This is a genomic window from Flavobacterium sp. GT3P67, assembly GCF_004349155.1.
Classification (GTDB): Bacteria; Bacteroidota; Bacteroidia; order Flavobacteriales; family Flavobacteriaceae; genus Flavobacterium; species Flavobacterium ranwuense.
Window position 1 is genome coordinate 24,747 of sequence record NZ_SMLF01000005.1, and the last position, 14,276, is coordinate 39,022.

General features: G+C 34.1%; 14 protein-coding genes. 9 read left to right on the top strand and 5 right to left on the bottom strand.

Features of this window, described 5'->3' with window-relative positions; genetic code table 11:
* The first annotated feature begins 46 nt into the window (after positions 1–46).
* The 4 genes from mnmA (at position 47) to E0H99_RS09535 (ending at position 4,362) form a co-directional block, all read left to right on the top strand.
* Complete coding sequence (mnmA, locus tag E0H99_RS09520) at positions 47–1,234, top strand: tRNA 2-thiouridine(34) synthase MnmA (protein WP_131994406.1); 1,188 nt, start codon at positions 47–49, stop codon at positions 1,232–1,234.
* Positions 1,235–1,367: 133 nt separating this feature from the next.
* Complete coding sequence (locus tag E0H99_RS09525) at positions 1,368–2,984, top strand: S8 family peptidase (RefSeq protein WP_131994409.1); 1,617 nt, start codon at positions 1,368–1,370, stop codon at positions 2,982–2,984.
* 12 nt (positions 2,985–2,996) lie between these two features.
* Positions 2,997–3,941 carry an NAD(P)H-dependent flavin oxidoreductase gene (locus tag E0H99_RS09530; protein ID WP_131994412.1) on the top strand — a complete coding sequence of 315 codons (945 nt, stop codon included), beginning with the start codon at positions 2,997–2,999 and terminating at the stop codon, positions 3,939–3,941.
* Between the two features lie 10 nt (positions 3,942–3,951).
* On the top strand, positions 3,952–4,362 hold the full coding sequence (locus E0H99_RS09535) for a hypothetical protein (protein ID WP_131994415.1): 411 nt from the start codon (positions 3,952–3,954) through the stop codon (positions 4,360–4,362).
* Positions 4,363–4,456: 94 nt separating this feature from the next.
* On the opposite strand, the gene E0H99_RS09540 is transcribed toward E0H99_RS09535, so the two are convergent.
* The gene (locus E0H99_RS09540) at positions 4,457–4,897 is read right to left on the bottom strand and encodes a DUF4268 domain-containing protein (protein WP_131994418.1); all 441 of its coding nucleotides are present in this window, start codon (positions 4,895–4,897) and stop codon (positions 4,457–4,459) included.
* 93 nt (positions 4,898–4,990) lie between these two features.
* Here E0H99_RS09540 and E0H99_RS09545 point away from each other — a divergent pair, with 93 nt between their 5' ends.
* Together E0H99_RS09545 and E0H99_RS09550 are read left to right on the top strand one after the other, a co-directional pair.
* The gene (locus E0H99_RS09545) at positions 4,991–5,632 is read left to right on the top strand and encodes an NUDIX hydrolase (RefSeq protein WP_131994421.1); all 642 of its coding nucleotides are present in this window, start codon (positions 4,991–4,993) and stop codon (positions 5,630–5,632) included.
* A 138-nt stretch (positions 5,633–5,770) separates the two neighbouring features.
* The gene (locus E0H99_RS09550; RefSeq protein ID WP_131995001.1) at positions 5,771–6,580 is read left to right on the top strand and encodes a lysophospholipid acyltransferase family protein; all 810 of its coding nucleotides are present in this window, start codon (positions 5,771–5,773) and stop codon (positions 6,578–6,580) included.
* A 35-nt stretch (positions 6,581–6,615) separates the two neighbouring features.
* Here E0H99_RS09550 and E0H99_RS09555 read toward each other — a convergent pair whose 3' ends face one another.
* Together E0H99_RS09555 and E0H99_RS09560 are read right to left on the bottom strand one after the other, a co-directional pair.
* Positions 6,616–7,248, bottom strand: coding sequence for a hypothetical protein (locus E0H99_RS09555; protein WP_131994424.1), 633 nt, complete (start codon positions 7,246–7,248; stop codon positions 6,616–6,618).
* Positions 7,245–7,748, bottom strand: a complete 504-nt coding sequence (locus tag E0H99_RS09560; RefSeq protein ID WP_099714727.1) for an RNA polymerase sigma factor — start codon at positions 7,746–7,748, stop codon at positions 7,245–7,247. The genes E0H99_RS09555 and E0H99_RS09560 overlap by 4 nt, the downstream gene beginning before the upstream one ends.
* A 325-nt stretch (positions 7,749–8,073) precedes the next feature.
* On the opposite strand from E0H99_RS09560, the gene E0H99_RS09565 reads away from it, so the two are divergent.
* Together E0H99_RS09565 and E0H99_RS09570 are read left to right on the top strand one after the other, a co-directional pair.
* A complete protein-coding gene (locus E0H99_RS09565) occupies positions 8,074–9,378 on the top strand; it encodes an NAD(P)/FAD-dependent oxidoreductase (protein WP_131994427.1) in 1,305 nt (434 codons plus the stop codon).
* Positions 9,379–9,650: 272 nt separating this feature from the next.
* A complete protein-coding gene (locus E0H99_RS09570; RefSeq protein WP_131994430.1) occupies positions 9,651–10,871 on the top strand; it encodes a 3-oxoacyl-[acyl-carrier-protein] synthase III C-terminal domain-containing protein in 1,221 nt (406 codons plus the stop codon).
* A 78-nt stretch (positions 10,872–10,949) separates the two neighbouring features.
* Here the strand turns inward: E0H99_RS09570 and E0H99_RS09575 are convergent, their stop codons facing one another.
* Positions 10,950–12,011 (bottom strand): DUF3810 domain-containing protein, encoded by a 1,062-nt coding sequence (locus E0H99_RS09575; RefSeq protein WP_131994433.1) that lies wholly within the window; start codon positions 12,009–12,011, stop codon positions 10,950–10,952.
* Between the two features lie 110 nt (positions 12,012–12,121).
* On the opposite strand from E0H99_RS09575, the gene E0H99_RS09580 reads away from it, so the two are divergent.
* On the top strand, positions 12,122–13,582 hold the full coding sequence (locus tag E0H99_RS09580) for an aminoacyl-histidine dipeptidase (RefSeq protein WP_131994436.1): 1,461 nt from the start codon (positions 12,122–12,124) through the stop codon (positions 13,580–13,582).
* 255 nt (positions 13,583–13,837) lie between these two features.
* Here E0H99_RS09580 and E0H99_RS09590 read toward each other — a convergent pair whose 3' ends face one another.
* Positions 13,838–14,176: a DHCW motif cupin fold protein gene (locus E0H99_RS09590; protein ID WP_131994439.1), complete on the bottom strand. Its 339-nt coding sequence runs from the start codon at positions 14,174–14,176 to the stop codon at positions 13,838–13,840.
* Positions 14,177–14,276: the final 100 nt, after the last annotated feature.

Here is a 14,276-nt window from a genome sequence, read left to right on the forward strand (position 1 = left end):
AATCTTTTGTAACTTTGCATCCTTGTAAAATTATAATTTTTTGAAGATGAAGCGTGTTGTTGTAGGACTTTCTGGAGGTGTAGATTCAAGTGTTGCTGCTTATTTATTGCAACAACAAGGGTATGAAGTCATAGGCCTTTTTATGAAAAATTGGCATGATGATTCCGTTACTATTTCTAATGAATGTCCGTGGCTTGAAGACAGTAACGATGCTTTATTAGTTGCTGAAAAGTTAGGAATCCCTTTCCAAACTGTTGATTTAAGTGAAGAATACAAAGAGAAAATCGTGGACTATATGTTCAACGAATATGAAAAAGGGCGTACTCCAAATCCCGATGTACTTTGTAACCGCGAAATAAAATTTGATGTTTTCATGAAAATTGCTTTAAGTCTTGGTGCTGATTATGTGGCTACCGGACATTACTGTCAGAAAAGTGAAATCGAAGTAAATGGTGAAACGGTTTATCAACTTAAAGCGGGCGCCGATACCAAAAAAGATCAATCGTATTTTCTATGTCAATTATCTCAAGAGCAATTGGCAAAATCATTGTTTCCTATCGGAGAATTGACAAAACCAGAAGTTCGTGAAATAGCGGCTCAAATGGATTTGATTACTGCCGAAAAGAAAGATTCACAAGGGTTATGCTTTATTGGAAAAGTACGTTTACCGGAGTTTTTACAACAAAAATTGCAACCAAAAGACGGAATTATAATTCAAATTGATAAAAACGATCCTGTTTACAGTTTTGAAAAAGTAGCCGAATTAACTTTGGAAGATAGTTTGCTATCTGATGCACGAAAAATTCCGTACACTCCAGATATGGGGAAAGTAGTGGGGAAACATCAAGGTGCCCATTATTTTACTATTGGACAACGTAAAGGATTAAATGTTGGAGGTACAACAGATCCATTGTTTATTATCGCCACTAATGTGGAAACCAATACCATTTACACTGGATTAACCAGTCAACATCCCGGATTATTCAAGAGCGCCTTGTTTATAGAAAAAACCGAAGTGCATTGGATTCGTAAAGATTTGGCTTTGGCCAATGGAGAAACTATGGATGTTATGGCGAGAATCCGATACAGACAACCTTTGCAAAAAGCTACCTTGCATCAATTTGAAAACGGAATGTACGTTGCTTTTGGCGAACCGCAATCTGCAATAACAGAAGGACAATTTGCTGTCTGGTATTTAGGGGAAGAATTAGTTGGTTCGGGAGTAATTTCTTAGTTTAGTACTTTATTTATAAAAAGGTCTAAAAATGAATGCCTTTCTGGAATTAAATATATCCTGAAAAGTAATGATAATGATTCAATCCTAGCAATAGTTGGAGTTTTTGTGACTTGAAAAAATAAAGTTGACTATGAAAAAAATCTACATATTTCTTTTTTTACTGATTACGTCAGCTGGTTTTTCCCAGCAAGATGCTTGGGTATATTTCAATGCTAAACCCAGTTCCCAATTTTATTTTAATACACCTTTGGAAATGCTTACCCAAAGAGCATTAGATAGAAGAAACAATCAGAGTATTGCTTTAGACTTTAAAGACATTCCAGTAGAGAAATCTCATATTAGTCAAATAAAATCAGCTGCAGGAATCACCGTCATGGCAAAATCCAAATGGATGAATGCGGTCCATGTTCGCGGATCACAGGCAAATATAAATTCATTAGCACTGCTTTCTTTTGTCAGTAAAGTCGATTTTGCGGATAAATCACTGAATAAAACCGCAAAAATAGCGAAGCTGTCAAAGATAAAGAAGTTAAATAAAACCAAGAAAACCAAAATTGATTATGCTTATGGTACTTCATCGAATCAAATCCAGATGCTTAACGGACAACAGTTGCACCAACAGGATTATACGGGTTTCGGTAAAATAATAGCGGTTTTAGATGCTGGATTTCCAGGAGTCAATACAGCTCAACCTTTTCAACGATTACGTGATAATAACAAAATTTTGGGAGGTTATAATTTTGTATTAAGAAATCCGAATTTTTATACTGGAGTTTCACACGGAACTTCGGTACTTTCCTCAATGGGCGGTTACAAAGAGAATTCGTTAGTGGGAACAGCACCAGATGCATCCTATTATTTATTCATTACCGAAGATGACACATCGGAAAATCCTGTTGAAGAATCGCTTTGGGTTGAAGCAGCAGAACGAGCAGATAGTTTAGGAGTAGATATTATCAATACTTCTTTAGGGTATTTTGATTACGATAATGAGGCGTATAGTCATACGTATAGTGAAATAAATGGTACCACTGCATTCATATCCCGTGGGGCTGAAATTGCATTTAGCAGAGGTATGATTCTAGTGACATCTGCTGGTAATTCAGGCGGTACATCAGATCCACATATTGCGGTTCCTGCAGATGCTGTTTCTGTAATTGCTGTAGGTGCAGTAAATTCTTCGGAAGTGTTGGCTTCGTTCAGTTCAGTAGGCCCTTCTTTTGACGGAAGAATAAAACCGGATGTGATGGCACAAGGACAAGCAGCGATAGTGTCAAATGCTGCGGGAAATATTGTGGCTGCTAATGGGACTTCTTTTTCATGTCCTATAATGGCAGGAATGATTGCTTGTTTATGGCAGGCATTTCCTCAAAAAACAAATCGGGAAATTAGAGAATTAGTATTAAAATCAGCTGATAAGTTTTCTGCTCCCAACAATCAATATGGATTTGGAATTCCTGATTTTGCATTGGCTTTGAGTAACCAGCTGGCTTTACAATCCTTTTCTAAAGATGATTTTATACTCTATCCCAATCCTGCCAGTGAAACTGTTTCAGTTTCTTTGCCTGCAAAATTTGATAAGGGAACAGTCTTTATTTATTCCATTTTGGGGCAAAAAGTTTTAGAACAAAAAATCACACCGCAAACATCCATTATTTCATTGAAATCGCTCCATGAAGGAGTGTATCTTTATAAAATGGAATCAGATGGTTTTTCTAAAACAGGGAAAATAATTAAAAAATTATAGCATTAACAATACATGAATAAAATCACAGACCTTTTTAAAATTAAATATCCAATTATTCAAGGAGGAATGATTTGGAATAGTGGTTATAAATTAGCAAGTGCAGTGAGTAATGCCGGAGGTTTAGGATTGATTGGAGCTGGCTCCATGTATCCTGAAGTTTTACGGGAACACATTCAAAAATGTAAAAAGGCCACCTCAAAACCTTTTGGAGTAAACGTCCCGATGTTGTATCCCAATATCGAAGAAATCATGAAAATTATCGTTGATGAAGGAGTAAAAATCGTTTTCACATCGGCTGGGAATCCAAAAACATGGACTCCTTACTTGAAAGAAAATGGCATAACTGTCGTTCATGTGGTTAGCAGTTCTGTTTTTGCATTAAAAGCACAAGACGCAGGTGTAGATGCTGTTGTTGCCGAAGGTTTCGAAGCCGGAGGACACAATGGTAGAGAGGAAACGACTACGCTTACGCTGATTCCGATGGTAAAAGAAAAGATTAGCATTCCGTTGATTGCTGCTGGAGGTATTGCTACCGGTCGTGGGATGCTTGCAACTATGATACTGGGTGCTGATGGAGTTCAGGTAGGAAGTAGATTTGCAGCATCTTTAGAATCATCAGCCCATGAGAATTTTAAGGAAACGATTATAAATGTTAAAGAAGGGGATACACAACTGACCTTGAAAGAACTCGCTCCTGTTCGGTTGATTAAAAATAAATTTTATCAGGATGTTCAGCAATTGTACGAAAAATGCCCAACCAAAGAAGAACTTATTGGTTTGCTAGGTAGAGCAAGAGCAAAACGTGGTATGTTTGAAGGCGATTTAATCGAAGGGGAATTAGAGATTGGACAAATAGCAGGATTGATTCACGAGATAAAACCAGCCGCAGCAATCATTCAGGAAATGATAACTGATTTTGAAACAGCCAGAAAAGAAATAAATAATTTTGATTTTTAATTTATAAAGAATGACGAAGACAAAAATATATATAGTATTGCTTTTTTTAGTAATGGGATTGCAACATTCTTTTGGACAAAATTACAAGTTTAAAACTTCGGGTTTTAGTGTTTTAGAAAAAACAGAAAAAGGGAAATGGGGGAAGTGGTCTGATTTAGATTTGGTCAATATTTTAGTCACATTGGATACCAATAAAAATAGAATAGTGGTTTATTCTCAAATAATTCAATTATTTGAAATCATAGATTATCAACCTATCGAAGAGAATGATACTGATATTGTTTATTCGTTTACCTGTAAGGATAATGAAGGATTAGACTGTACTGTCTCTATTATCACCAGAAAAAAACAGGATAATAGGAAGCAATTGTATATCAATTATGAAGATCGGATTATTGTGTATAATATCTTTAATATGTGATGAATTGGATGAAAAAATGCTTCAGTTTTAACAGTTAAATCGTTCAAATTGATGCATTTTTTCAAACATGAATTTTCTATATCAGGCTTGTGTTTTAAAGCTTTTCGATATCTTTTATGAAATCATCATACTCTAAATAAAACAGTTCCAGAGCATTCATTTTTTCATTGTAGAAGTCAAATATCTCATCCCAATAGTTGTGATTACTGACACCAACTCCTAGTTTTTCAACCCAAATCCTACTGATGGTTTTGCCACTCTCCAGTGTATAGTCTTTTTCGAAAACCAAGTCTTTGATGAAATCTTCTTCGAGAATATTTCTTAGCGCTTCCAATTTTTCAAAATAAGCGATTCTTTTTTCATCACTTCGGTGTTCAATATCGATTAAAACTTGAGCTTTTTTATTGTCTACATAAAATTTAAAAGAGAAATCCTTGATTTTAGTATCATATAATACCCATTTTCGGGGATATTTTTCTGCGAATGCAATCCAGAACTCTCGCTTTAATCTTTGTGTTTCTTCTTTGCTGTACATTTGTAATGACTTTTTGGTTATAGAAAACTTGTGCAATTGTATTTTCTAAACTATATTTATATGCTGTTTTATATGCAAAAATAGACTTTGATTATGGATTTTCAAGAATTTTTACGGTATGTTCCTAAATTAATTGAAGCAAGGCTTCCTGCTTTTGATGCACATGTGAAAATGGCCCCTTTAGAGCGATTAGAAAGCTTGAAAAACATTAATATTGAAGATAAAAAACCAAGAATAGCAGCAGTAATGATGCTTTTTTATCCTAAAAATGACACAACACATTTGGTGTTGATTGTCCGAAATTCCTATAAAGGAGTACATTCTGCTCAAATTGCATTTCCTGGAGGCAAATACGAATTGGATGATGAAAATTTTGCTAAAACGGCTCTTCGGGAAACGCATGAAGAGGTAGGAATTCATCCGGATAAAATTGAAATTCTGAAGCCATTTACAGAACTGTATATTCCGCCAAGTAACTTTATGGTACATCCTTTTTTAGGGATTAGTAAAGAAGAATTGATGTTTATACCCCAACCTTCGGAAGTGGCAAATATTATCGAATTACCTTTGTCAGTTTTTTTAGACGATGCACTTGTAGTGGATACAAATTTGTCAACTTCCTACGCTGATAATATCAATATTCCAGCTTTCAAAATTGAAGAGCATATTGTTTGGGGAGCTACAGCGATGATGTTAAGTGAGTTAAAAGAAGTTTTGAAAGAGGTTCTTGGATAATAAATGGAATTTTTAGTATTAGAAAAATGCGGATTAATTGGTTGTAGTTTTCAATTAGTTCAATTGAATTCAGCAACAAACTTCAAATATAAATTTCGTAAGTTTGTAGTCCAAATTCACAAAAAAAATACAAATTTTATGGGATTGTTGAAGAGAAATCCTTTCGGACACATATTATTTATAAAAAAATGGTTAATCCGAATCTTTGGAGCCATGACGCATAGACGCTACAGAGGATTTAACGAATTACAGATTGAAGGTTCAGAAATCATTAGAAATTTACCGGACAACAACGTACTTTTTATTTCCAATCATCAAACGTATTTCGCGGATGTCGTTGCTATGTTTCATGTTTTTAATGCGAGTTTGAGCGGACGTGATGATAGCATTAAAAATGTTTGCTATCTCTGGCAACCTAAAATGAATATTTATTACGTTGCTGCCAAGGAAACCATGCAGGCAGGTTTGTTACCAAGAATTTTATCGTATGTAGGCGCAATAACTGTTGAAAGAACTTGGCGTGCCAAAGGCGTTGATGTAACCGAAAAACGAGAAGTAAATCCTAACGATACTGAGAATATTAAAATTGCGCTAGCCGATGGCTGGGTAATCACTTTTCCGCAAGGAACCACAAAATCTTTCAAACCGGTTCGTAAAGGAACAGCACATATTATTAAACAACACAGGCCTATTGTAGTGCCTATTGTTATAGATGGTTTTCGTCGTTCGTTTGACAAAAAAGGATTCCGTATGAAGAAAAAAGGAATCCTGCAGTCCTTTATTATCAAAGAACCTCTGGATATTGATTATGATAATGATACAATCGAGGAAATTGTTGAAAAAGTAGAATATGCAATCGAGCAACATCCTTCATTCCTAAAAGTTATTCCTGCTGAAGAAATTAAAGAGCAGGAAGAATTGAATCGATTACGAAAATGGGAATATTAAAATAAAAAAAGAGTTCGCCGCGGCGAACTCTTTTTTTATAAATCTATCTTTTTTAATTCTTTATAATTAGCATACAATCTTCTAAGCAGTATGCCATAGAGTACTCTGTAAAATAACCAAAAAGCTCCTAAAAACACTAAAGTTGTAAGTGTCAAGATTCCTATTGTTATTGCCATCACTTTTCCGTTAGTGGCAATTTTATCTTTTAGAACACTCATTTCGGGATTATATACAAAAGCAATTATAAACCCTATGATTAAACTCACTACTAACATTGCCAGATTATACCAAACATAATATTGAACCGTTTTTCGGGTTTTTAAAATGTCAGACATTAATTGTTTTGTAGAAGCAGTGGTCGAAATCGTGATGTAATTATTATAAAATAAATAGATAAAAAACAGTATCACACCATAATTAAAATAAGCAAACACTTCAAAGTATTGAATTAACTCAGGATGTTTCATTTTAATTAAATAATCATCCGAATTAAAGCAAACACTTAAACACGTCCACAATAAAACTTCCAAAATACTAATTATCAAAATCCACTTCACAATCGAAGATGATTTTTTATGAATCATTTTATAAATTTCGATTTCTGATACTTGCTCAAAAGAATTAGTATTCTTCTGCCAGTCTTTTTTTAATAAATCCAACTCTTTCATACGCCTAATGGATTTAATATTTTTTTTAATTTCCCTTTTATTCTATTCATTTTTACCCTTGCATTTACCTCGCTAATTCCCAATGTTTCTGATATTTCCTGATAATCCTTGTCTTCAAGATACATAAATATCAACGCTTTCTCAATGTCATTCAGCTGGTAAACCGCTTTATACATTAGCTTTAATTGTTCTTCTTCCTCATAATCATATTCCACATCATTCAGGAAATGTTGCCGCCCTTCAAATTCAATAGTGTTTATGGATCGTTTTGTTTTACGGTACAAAGTAATCGCCGTATTCAGCGCGACTCGATAGGCCCAAGTAGAAAATTTACTATCGCCCCTGAATTTTGGAAAAGCCTTCCATAACTGAATCGTGATTTCTTGGAATAAATCTTTATGTGCATCATCGCCATTAGTATACAACCTACAAATCTTGTGGATTATATTCTGATTTTCTTGCAATTGCTTTACAAAAGAATGTTCTAGATTATCACTCATATATACGTTAGTAATTGAAAAGTAGATTTTGTTACAAATTAAGGAATAAAATAATAATTTTCAAATTTGTCATTGCGAGGTACGAAGCAATCAGTAGCACAACAATATTCATTTCATAATTAATACTCGTCCCGCTGTACATTACAATCTTTATTTTCTGAAAAAATCAGAAAATAAAGGATTTCCATTACCATCGGGGCTAATTTACACGTTTAGTATTCTGAAGACCTTTCCCCAAAAACAAAAATTTCGATACTATTTGATGAAATTCAACATTAAAAAACATTGTATCTTTGAGTATCAACAATTCAGAACTTTTTAAAACATGAACATCCCAAATTCAACTTTACCCAGAATAGTAATCATAGGTGGAGGTTTTGCCGGAATCGCATTAGCCAAAAAACTAAAAAATAAAAAAGTACAGGTTGTTCTTTTAGACAAACACAATTACCATACGTTTCAACCCTTATTGTATCAAGTAGCTACAGGAGGCCTCGAAGCCGGTTCTATAGCGTACCCAATCCGAAAAGTAATTCAGGAATACGATGACGTCTACTTTAGGCTGACCAATGTCCAAGAAATCGACACTAAAAACCAAAAAATAATTGCTGAGATTGGCGAATTAAAGTATGATTATTTGGTAATTGCCACCGGTTCCAAAACCAATTATTTTGGCAACAAAGAAATTGAGCGCAACAGTATGGCCATGAAAACCATACCGCAATCACTCAACATCCGAAGTCTGATTTTGGAGAATTTTGAGCAGGCAGTACTCACCACTGATGTAGCCGAACAAAATAGCTTGATTAATTTTGTACTCGTTGGTGGTGGACCAACAGGAGTAGAACTTTCCGGTGCTTTGGCCGAAATGAAAAAAGCCATTCTGCAAAAAGATTATCCTGATCTTGATATTGCCAAAATGGAAATCAATCTGATTCAAAGTGGGGATAGAATCCTTAATACCATGAGTGAAAAATCCTCTCAAGCAGCCGAAAAATTTCTAACCAGCTTGGGTGTGAAAATCTGGAAAAATGTGCGTGTTACCAATTACGATGGACGTACCATAACAACAAATTCCGATTTAACTTTTGAGACTGCCACCGTAATTTGGACAGCAGGAGTTCAAGGTGCTCTTGTTGCAGGATTGGATGGTAAATCGTTGGTTGAAAAAGTAGAACGCATTCGAGTAAATGAATACAATCAAGTTGTAGGATATGATAATATTTTTGCCGTAGGTGATATTGCCTCCATGGAATCTGAAACCTATCCGCAAGGGCATCCCATGATGGCGCAACCCGCAATGCAACAAGGTGAATTGTTGGGTGAAAACTTAGTGAAATTAATTCAAAAGCAATCCATGGAAGCTTTTGAATACAATGATAAAGGCTCTATGGCAACCATAGGAAGAAATAAAGCGGTAGTTGATTTGCCTAAATACCATTTCAATGGAGTTTTCGCATGGTTTGTATGGATGTTTGTTCACTTGTTTTCACTTATTGGATTCAAAAATAAAGCCGTAGTTTTCTTGAATTGGGTATACAATTACATTCGTTTTGATCGTGAAGGGCGTTTGATTATCAGACCCTATAAAAAGAAAAGTTTCACGACGTTTACGAGTGATGAAGTTTAAAAAAAACTTTTAAAATCTGGAATAAATATACTTAAGAATAACAATTTTAAAAAACATGTTTTTTATTTTTATATACTTGATAATCAGCGATTAATAAATATGTAGAGTAATTCTTATAACTTACTGATATTCAGCTTTTTAATAAAATTATAATATTTATAACTAACTGTATGTCAATGTTTTATAAAAATAAAAAACACAACTTAATTAATTTGATTTTTTTTGAATGATTTTTGATTTAATTTTATATTTCAATTAAAATTTAAAAGTTAATGAAAAGCATTATACTTTCCAATTTTCATCCAATTTTAGTGGGTAAATTGGTAGATCAAAAAAAGCTCAATCAGTACACAAAATTCCTGTATTATCATTTTCAAAATCTTCCAAAATCTGGTGTAACTGGAAATGGAGCTTTTGATGATGAACCTATAACTTTTGAGTTTATATCAGATCAGGTGGATAAGTATGCCGTTTCTTCCGAAAATATTAATAGCAGGCAAATTATTATTTTTGAGGATATTGAGGATTTTATTGAAAATATAATGGAAGTTACTTCTCCTTCAGGGTATCATTTTCCTGCTGGTTTTGAAGTCAAATCCGGAAATCTTTATGGACCAAAAATAGAGGTTCGTATGGAATGGTTCAAAAGAAAAATGGGATATGTTTTTGATCAATTTTATTCAAAAACAAATATAAGTCCAGAAAATCTAATACACGTTACTTGTTCTGGATATTCTTCTCCAAGTGTTGCTCAGGAAGCGGTCATAGATAGGAACTGGGAAACGGTGCAAGTTACGCATTCCTATCACATGGGGTGTTATGGTGCATTTCCGGCAATTCGTACGGGAAATAGCTTACTGTGTGCCAGTGAAACTAAAGGTAGAGTAGATGTAGTTCATACAGAATTATTATCCGCACATTTAAATCTGACCGAATTTTCGAATTCAAACATTATGATCTGCTCCCTTTTCGCAGATGGATTTATTGGCTATTCCTTATTTGATGAAGAATCTTTCCTGATTGATGATGCGTTTCCTGAGAAAAAAGGACTTCGGATTTTAGCGGCACATGAAGTTATCATACCAGATTCATTAGAGGATATGTCTTGGGATTTAGGAGAATATAATTTTTTAATGACATTGTCTAAGCGAGTGCCTGTTTTTATTCGTAAAAATATCAAACCTTTTTTGACTACACTTTGTAAAAAAGGGAATGTTGATCTTGAAGAGCAAAAAGCGAATATGCATTTCGCTATACATCCTGGTGGACCTAAAATCATTGATTATGTTATAGATGCAATTGGATTGACTAAAGAACAGGCGAATTGGTCTTATGAAATTTTACGCCGTCAGGGGAACATGTCCTCAGCCACTATTCCTCATATTCTTAACGAAATTGTAAACGATCCAAATATTGAGTCAGGTAAAAAAATTATGGCTATGGCATTTGGACCAGGGCTTACAGCTACAGGTTTACTATTGGAAAAAATATAATTTTTAAGCGCTAAGTTAGAAGCTATGGGTTAGACGTTATATGTATGGAAGTCTTTAACGTTAACCTCACTGCATCACTCATAACCCTATTTCCTTATAATAATTCACCATCAAATTCACAAATTTACTATAACCTTCTAAACCGTCTTTTTGCTGGTTTATTTTCAGAAATCTATCGTAAAAAGCATGAAAAGCAGTTTCAAGAGGAGTTTCATATTGTTTCCAAAAGTGTTCGCTTTCTTTGTAGTTTTTCAAAATTCCGGGATGAACGGTTTTTAGTAATTCTTTAAAAATTTTTTTGTCTCGAACTTGCCAATTGCTTAAGCAATAACGTAAAGCCATGCTGTAGCCTGAATATTGAATGTATAAATTTTCATTTTTTATGGATGCCAAAAAACCAATAAAGTTGCATTCACTTTCGCTGGCATAGCCCATTTGATGTGCCATTTCATGATTGGTAGTCATCGGGAAACTATACATTGGACCAAGATAATTTACCTGTGCTTCATTGGTAAACGGATTTAAGTAGCCGCCAAAACCCATATAAGTCAATGGCAAACTGATAAGTGATTTCTTGGTGCTTAAATTGTTATAAGCGAAATACGAATGTTCTTCAGCTAGTTTTTTGTATCCATTCAAATTCATCTTGAAAACTTGATTTTGTGAGTATGGAAATACTACTTTTAAACTATCATTTTTTGTAATCTGCTTTTGAATTGCATTTGTTTTAGTGATTAATTTTTTGGTGAAAGCCAATAAATCAGCATCTGAATAGTCTTTTTTAATTTCCATTTTTTCAAAAAGCGGTTGGCGGTAATAATTAAACGCCCAAAGTGAATGAAACAAGAAATAAAATACCGAAACAAAACTTACTATAGATAATATATTACTTTTCCATTTTAATTTCCAAGATTTTCGTTGGTTCCAAAACCATTTCAAAATAAAACCAATAACAATAATATAAATTAAATCCCCCAAAGAAAATGGAATTCTGCCTAATGCTAATCTTGAAAATTTTGAAAGTATCGGATAGAAACCATTACTGTAAAATTGTTCCACTTGTAGCGGAAAATAGGGAAGAACCTGCAAAATTAGTATTTGGACAAAAAGAAAGAAAGAAAGAAAATATTTTGTTCGCACAGGATAAATTTTAATACTGTAAATATAATTACAATATCAATTAGTATCGATAAAGAATTTAAACTTTGTAACTTTGGGCTTTGTAAATGTTAAACCTCAAACAAAAATAAATGAGTCAAGAAATAAGAAATCTGGAACCAAAAGTAATTTGGAATAAGTTTGCCGATTTAAACGCTGTACCTCGTCCTTCTAAAAAAGAAGAGCGTGTGATTGAGTTTATGAAAAACTTCGGAAACAGTCTTGGATTGGAAACTTTTGAAGATGATATTAGGAATGTAATCATTCGTAAGCCAGCTACTCCAGGAATGGAAAATCGCAAAGCAATCGTGCTTCAAGGCCATTTAGACATGGTGCATCAAAAAAATTCGGATACCGTTTTTGATTTTGAGACACAAGGAATCGATATGTATGTGGATGGAGATTGGGTTCGTGCTCGAGGAACAACTCTTGGTGCTGATAACGGTCTTGGAGTTGCTACAATCATGGCGATTTTAGAAAGTAAAGACATTCCGCATCCCGCTATAGAAGCCTTGTTTACTATTGACGAAGAAACCGGAATGACTGGTGCTTTGAATTTAAAAGGAGGCATTTTACAAGGTCAAATTCTTTTGAATTTAGATACTGAAGAAGATGATGAAATAGATATTGGTTGCGCTGGTGGAATTGATGTAACAGCTACAAGAAGTTACCATGAAGAGGAAGTTCCAGAAGGTTCTGTGGGGCATATTATCACCGTAAAAGGATTGAAAGGCGGTCACTCAGGAATGGATATTCATAAAGGATTGGGTAATGCCAATAAAATTATGAATCGTTTGTTGTTTGATGCTTTTGAAAACTTTGGTTTGCAAGTTGCTGAAATCAATGGAGGGAGTTTGCGTAACGCCATTCCTAGAGAAAGTGTGGCCAAAGTGATTATTTCCGAAATGTTTGATGAAGCCTATATTTTTGATATGCAGGAAATCATCAACGACATCAAAACAGAATATAAAACGACTGAACCCAACTTAACTATCGAAATCGTAAAATGCGATACTCCGAAAAAAGTTATGGATTTAGGTGTTCAGGAAGGAATCATCAGAGCGATTTATGCCGCACACAATGGGGTGTATCGCATGAGTGCCGACATGGAAGATTTGGTGGAAACATCGAATAATGTTGCCAGAGTAATCGTCAAAGATGGTGAAATTTCAATCGGTTGTTTGACGCGCTCTTCTGTAGAAACATCTAAGTATGATTTAGCCAATGCTTTGCGTTCCGCTTTCGAATTGGTTGGTTGCGAGGTGGTGCTATCGGGTTCTTATCCCGGTTGGACTCCAAATGTAAAATCAGAAATTTTAGATGTTTTAGTTCCAATTTACGAAAAACAAAATGGCGAAAAACCAAAAGTAGTGGCTTGTCACGCAGGATTAGAATGTGGGATTCTGGGAACTAATTATCCGGATATGGATATGATTTCTTTTGGGCCAACGATTCACGGTGCACATTCACCCGATGAAAGAGCGAGTATTTCCTCTTCTCAAAAATTCTGGAAATTTGTATTGGAGATTTTAGCTAATATTCCGGTGAAATAATCTTGAACTTCAATAAAATATAAAACCCTCGTTTAGCAATAAACGAGGGTTTGTTTTTATAAAAAAGAATTAGTCTCTTTTAGGACTATTTTTCTTATCTCTTTTTTCTTCTTTCTTTTCTTTAGCCGTTTTTAGTGGCTCTTTCTTTTGTGTTTTCTTAGCGTCTTGACTTTTTGCCATGATATAGGTGTTTAGATTGTGTTTTTATTTTATGGTTTGAGTAAATGTATATAATATTTTGATTTGTTTTAAATATTATTTCAAAAAATCCCCATCTATAATTAATAATTCAACTCCATTAGCAGTTATAGAGCGATGGGAACTTACATCATCTGAAACCACATAGGTCATTCCTTTAGAAAGTTGGACTTGCTCTCCAGATTGTAATTCACTAATAAAATTTCCTTCAAGACAATGGACAATATGTCCTTTTTGACACCAGTGATCTGCCATATAATCTTTGGAATACGTTACTTTGCGAATTCTAAGTCCGCCTAATTGTATCGTTTGCCAATGCGCTATTCCTGTTGTTCCGATATGTTCGGTTTTTTCTATTGAATCCCAATTAATAGTTTGGAAAGGTATATTAGACATAGATTTTACTTTTATAGTATTGAATCTCAAATTTAAGTGCTTTAAAATAATAATCCCCAACTACTTTCGTAATTAAGGATTTAATTATTTTTTATTTCAA

Bases quoted from the DNA above. Each gene is read 5' to 3' on its own strand.
- mnmA (WP_131994406.1), top strand. From the start codon at position 47: ATGAAGCGTGTTGTTGTAGGACTTTCTGGAGGTGTAGATTCAAGTGTT.
- E0H99_RS09525 (WP_131994409.1), top strand. From the start codon at position 1,368: ATGAAAAAAATCTACATATTTCTTTTTTTACTGATTACGTCAGCTGGT.
- E0H99_RS09530 (WP_131994412.1), top strand. From the start codon at position 2,997: ATGAATAAAATCACAGACCTTTTTAAAATTAAATATCCAATTATTCAA.
- E0H99_RS09535 (WP_131994415.1), top strand. From the start codon at position 3,952: ATGACGAAGACAAAAATATATATAGTATTGCTTTTTTTAGTAATGGGA.
- E0H99_RS09540 (WP_131994418.1), bottom strand. From the start codon at position 4,897: ATGTACAGCAAAGAAGAAACACAAAGATTAAAGCGAGAGTTCTGGATT.
- E0H99_RS09545 (WP_131994421.1), top strand. From the start codon at position 4,991: ATGGATTTTCAAGAATTTTTACGGTATGTTCCTAAATTAATTGAAGCA.
- E0H99_RS09550 (WP_131995001.1), top strand. From the start codon at position 5,771: ATGGGATTGTTGAAGAGAAATCCTTTCGGACACATATTATTTATAAAA.
- E0H99_RS09555 (WP_131994424.1), bottom strand. From the start codon at position 7,248: ATGAAAGAGTTGGATTTATTAAAAAAAGACTGGCAGAAGAATACTAAT.
- E0H99_RS09560 (WP_099714727.1), bottom strand. From the start codon at position 7,748: ATGAGTGATAATCTAGAACATTCTTTTGTAAAGCAATTGCAAGAAAAT.
- E0H99_RS09565 (WP_131994427.1), top strand. From the start codon at position 8,074: ATGAACATCCCAAATTCAACTTTACCCAGAATAGTAATCATAGGTGGA.
- E0H99_RS09570 (WP_131994430.1), top strand. From the start codon at position 9,651: ATGAAAAGCATTATACTTTCCAATTTTCATCCAATTTTAGTGGGTAAA.
- E0H99_RS09580 (WP_131994436.1), top strand. From the start codon at position 12,122: ATGAGTCAAGAAATAAGAAATCTGGAACCAAAAGTAATTTGGAATAAG.
- E0H99_RS09590 (WP_131994439.1), bottom strand. From the start codon at position 14,176: ATGTCTAATATACCTTTCCAAACTATTAATTGGGATTCAATAGAAAAA.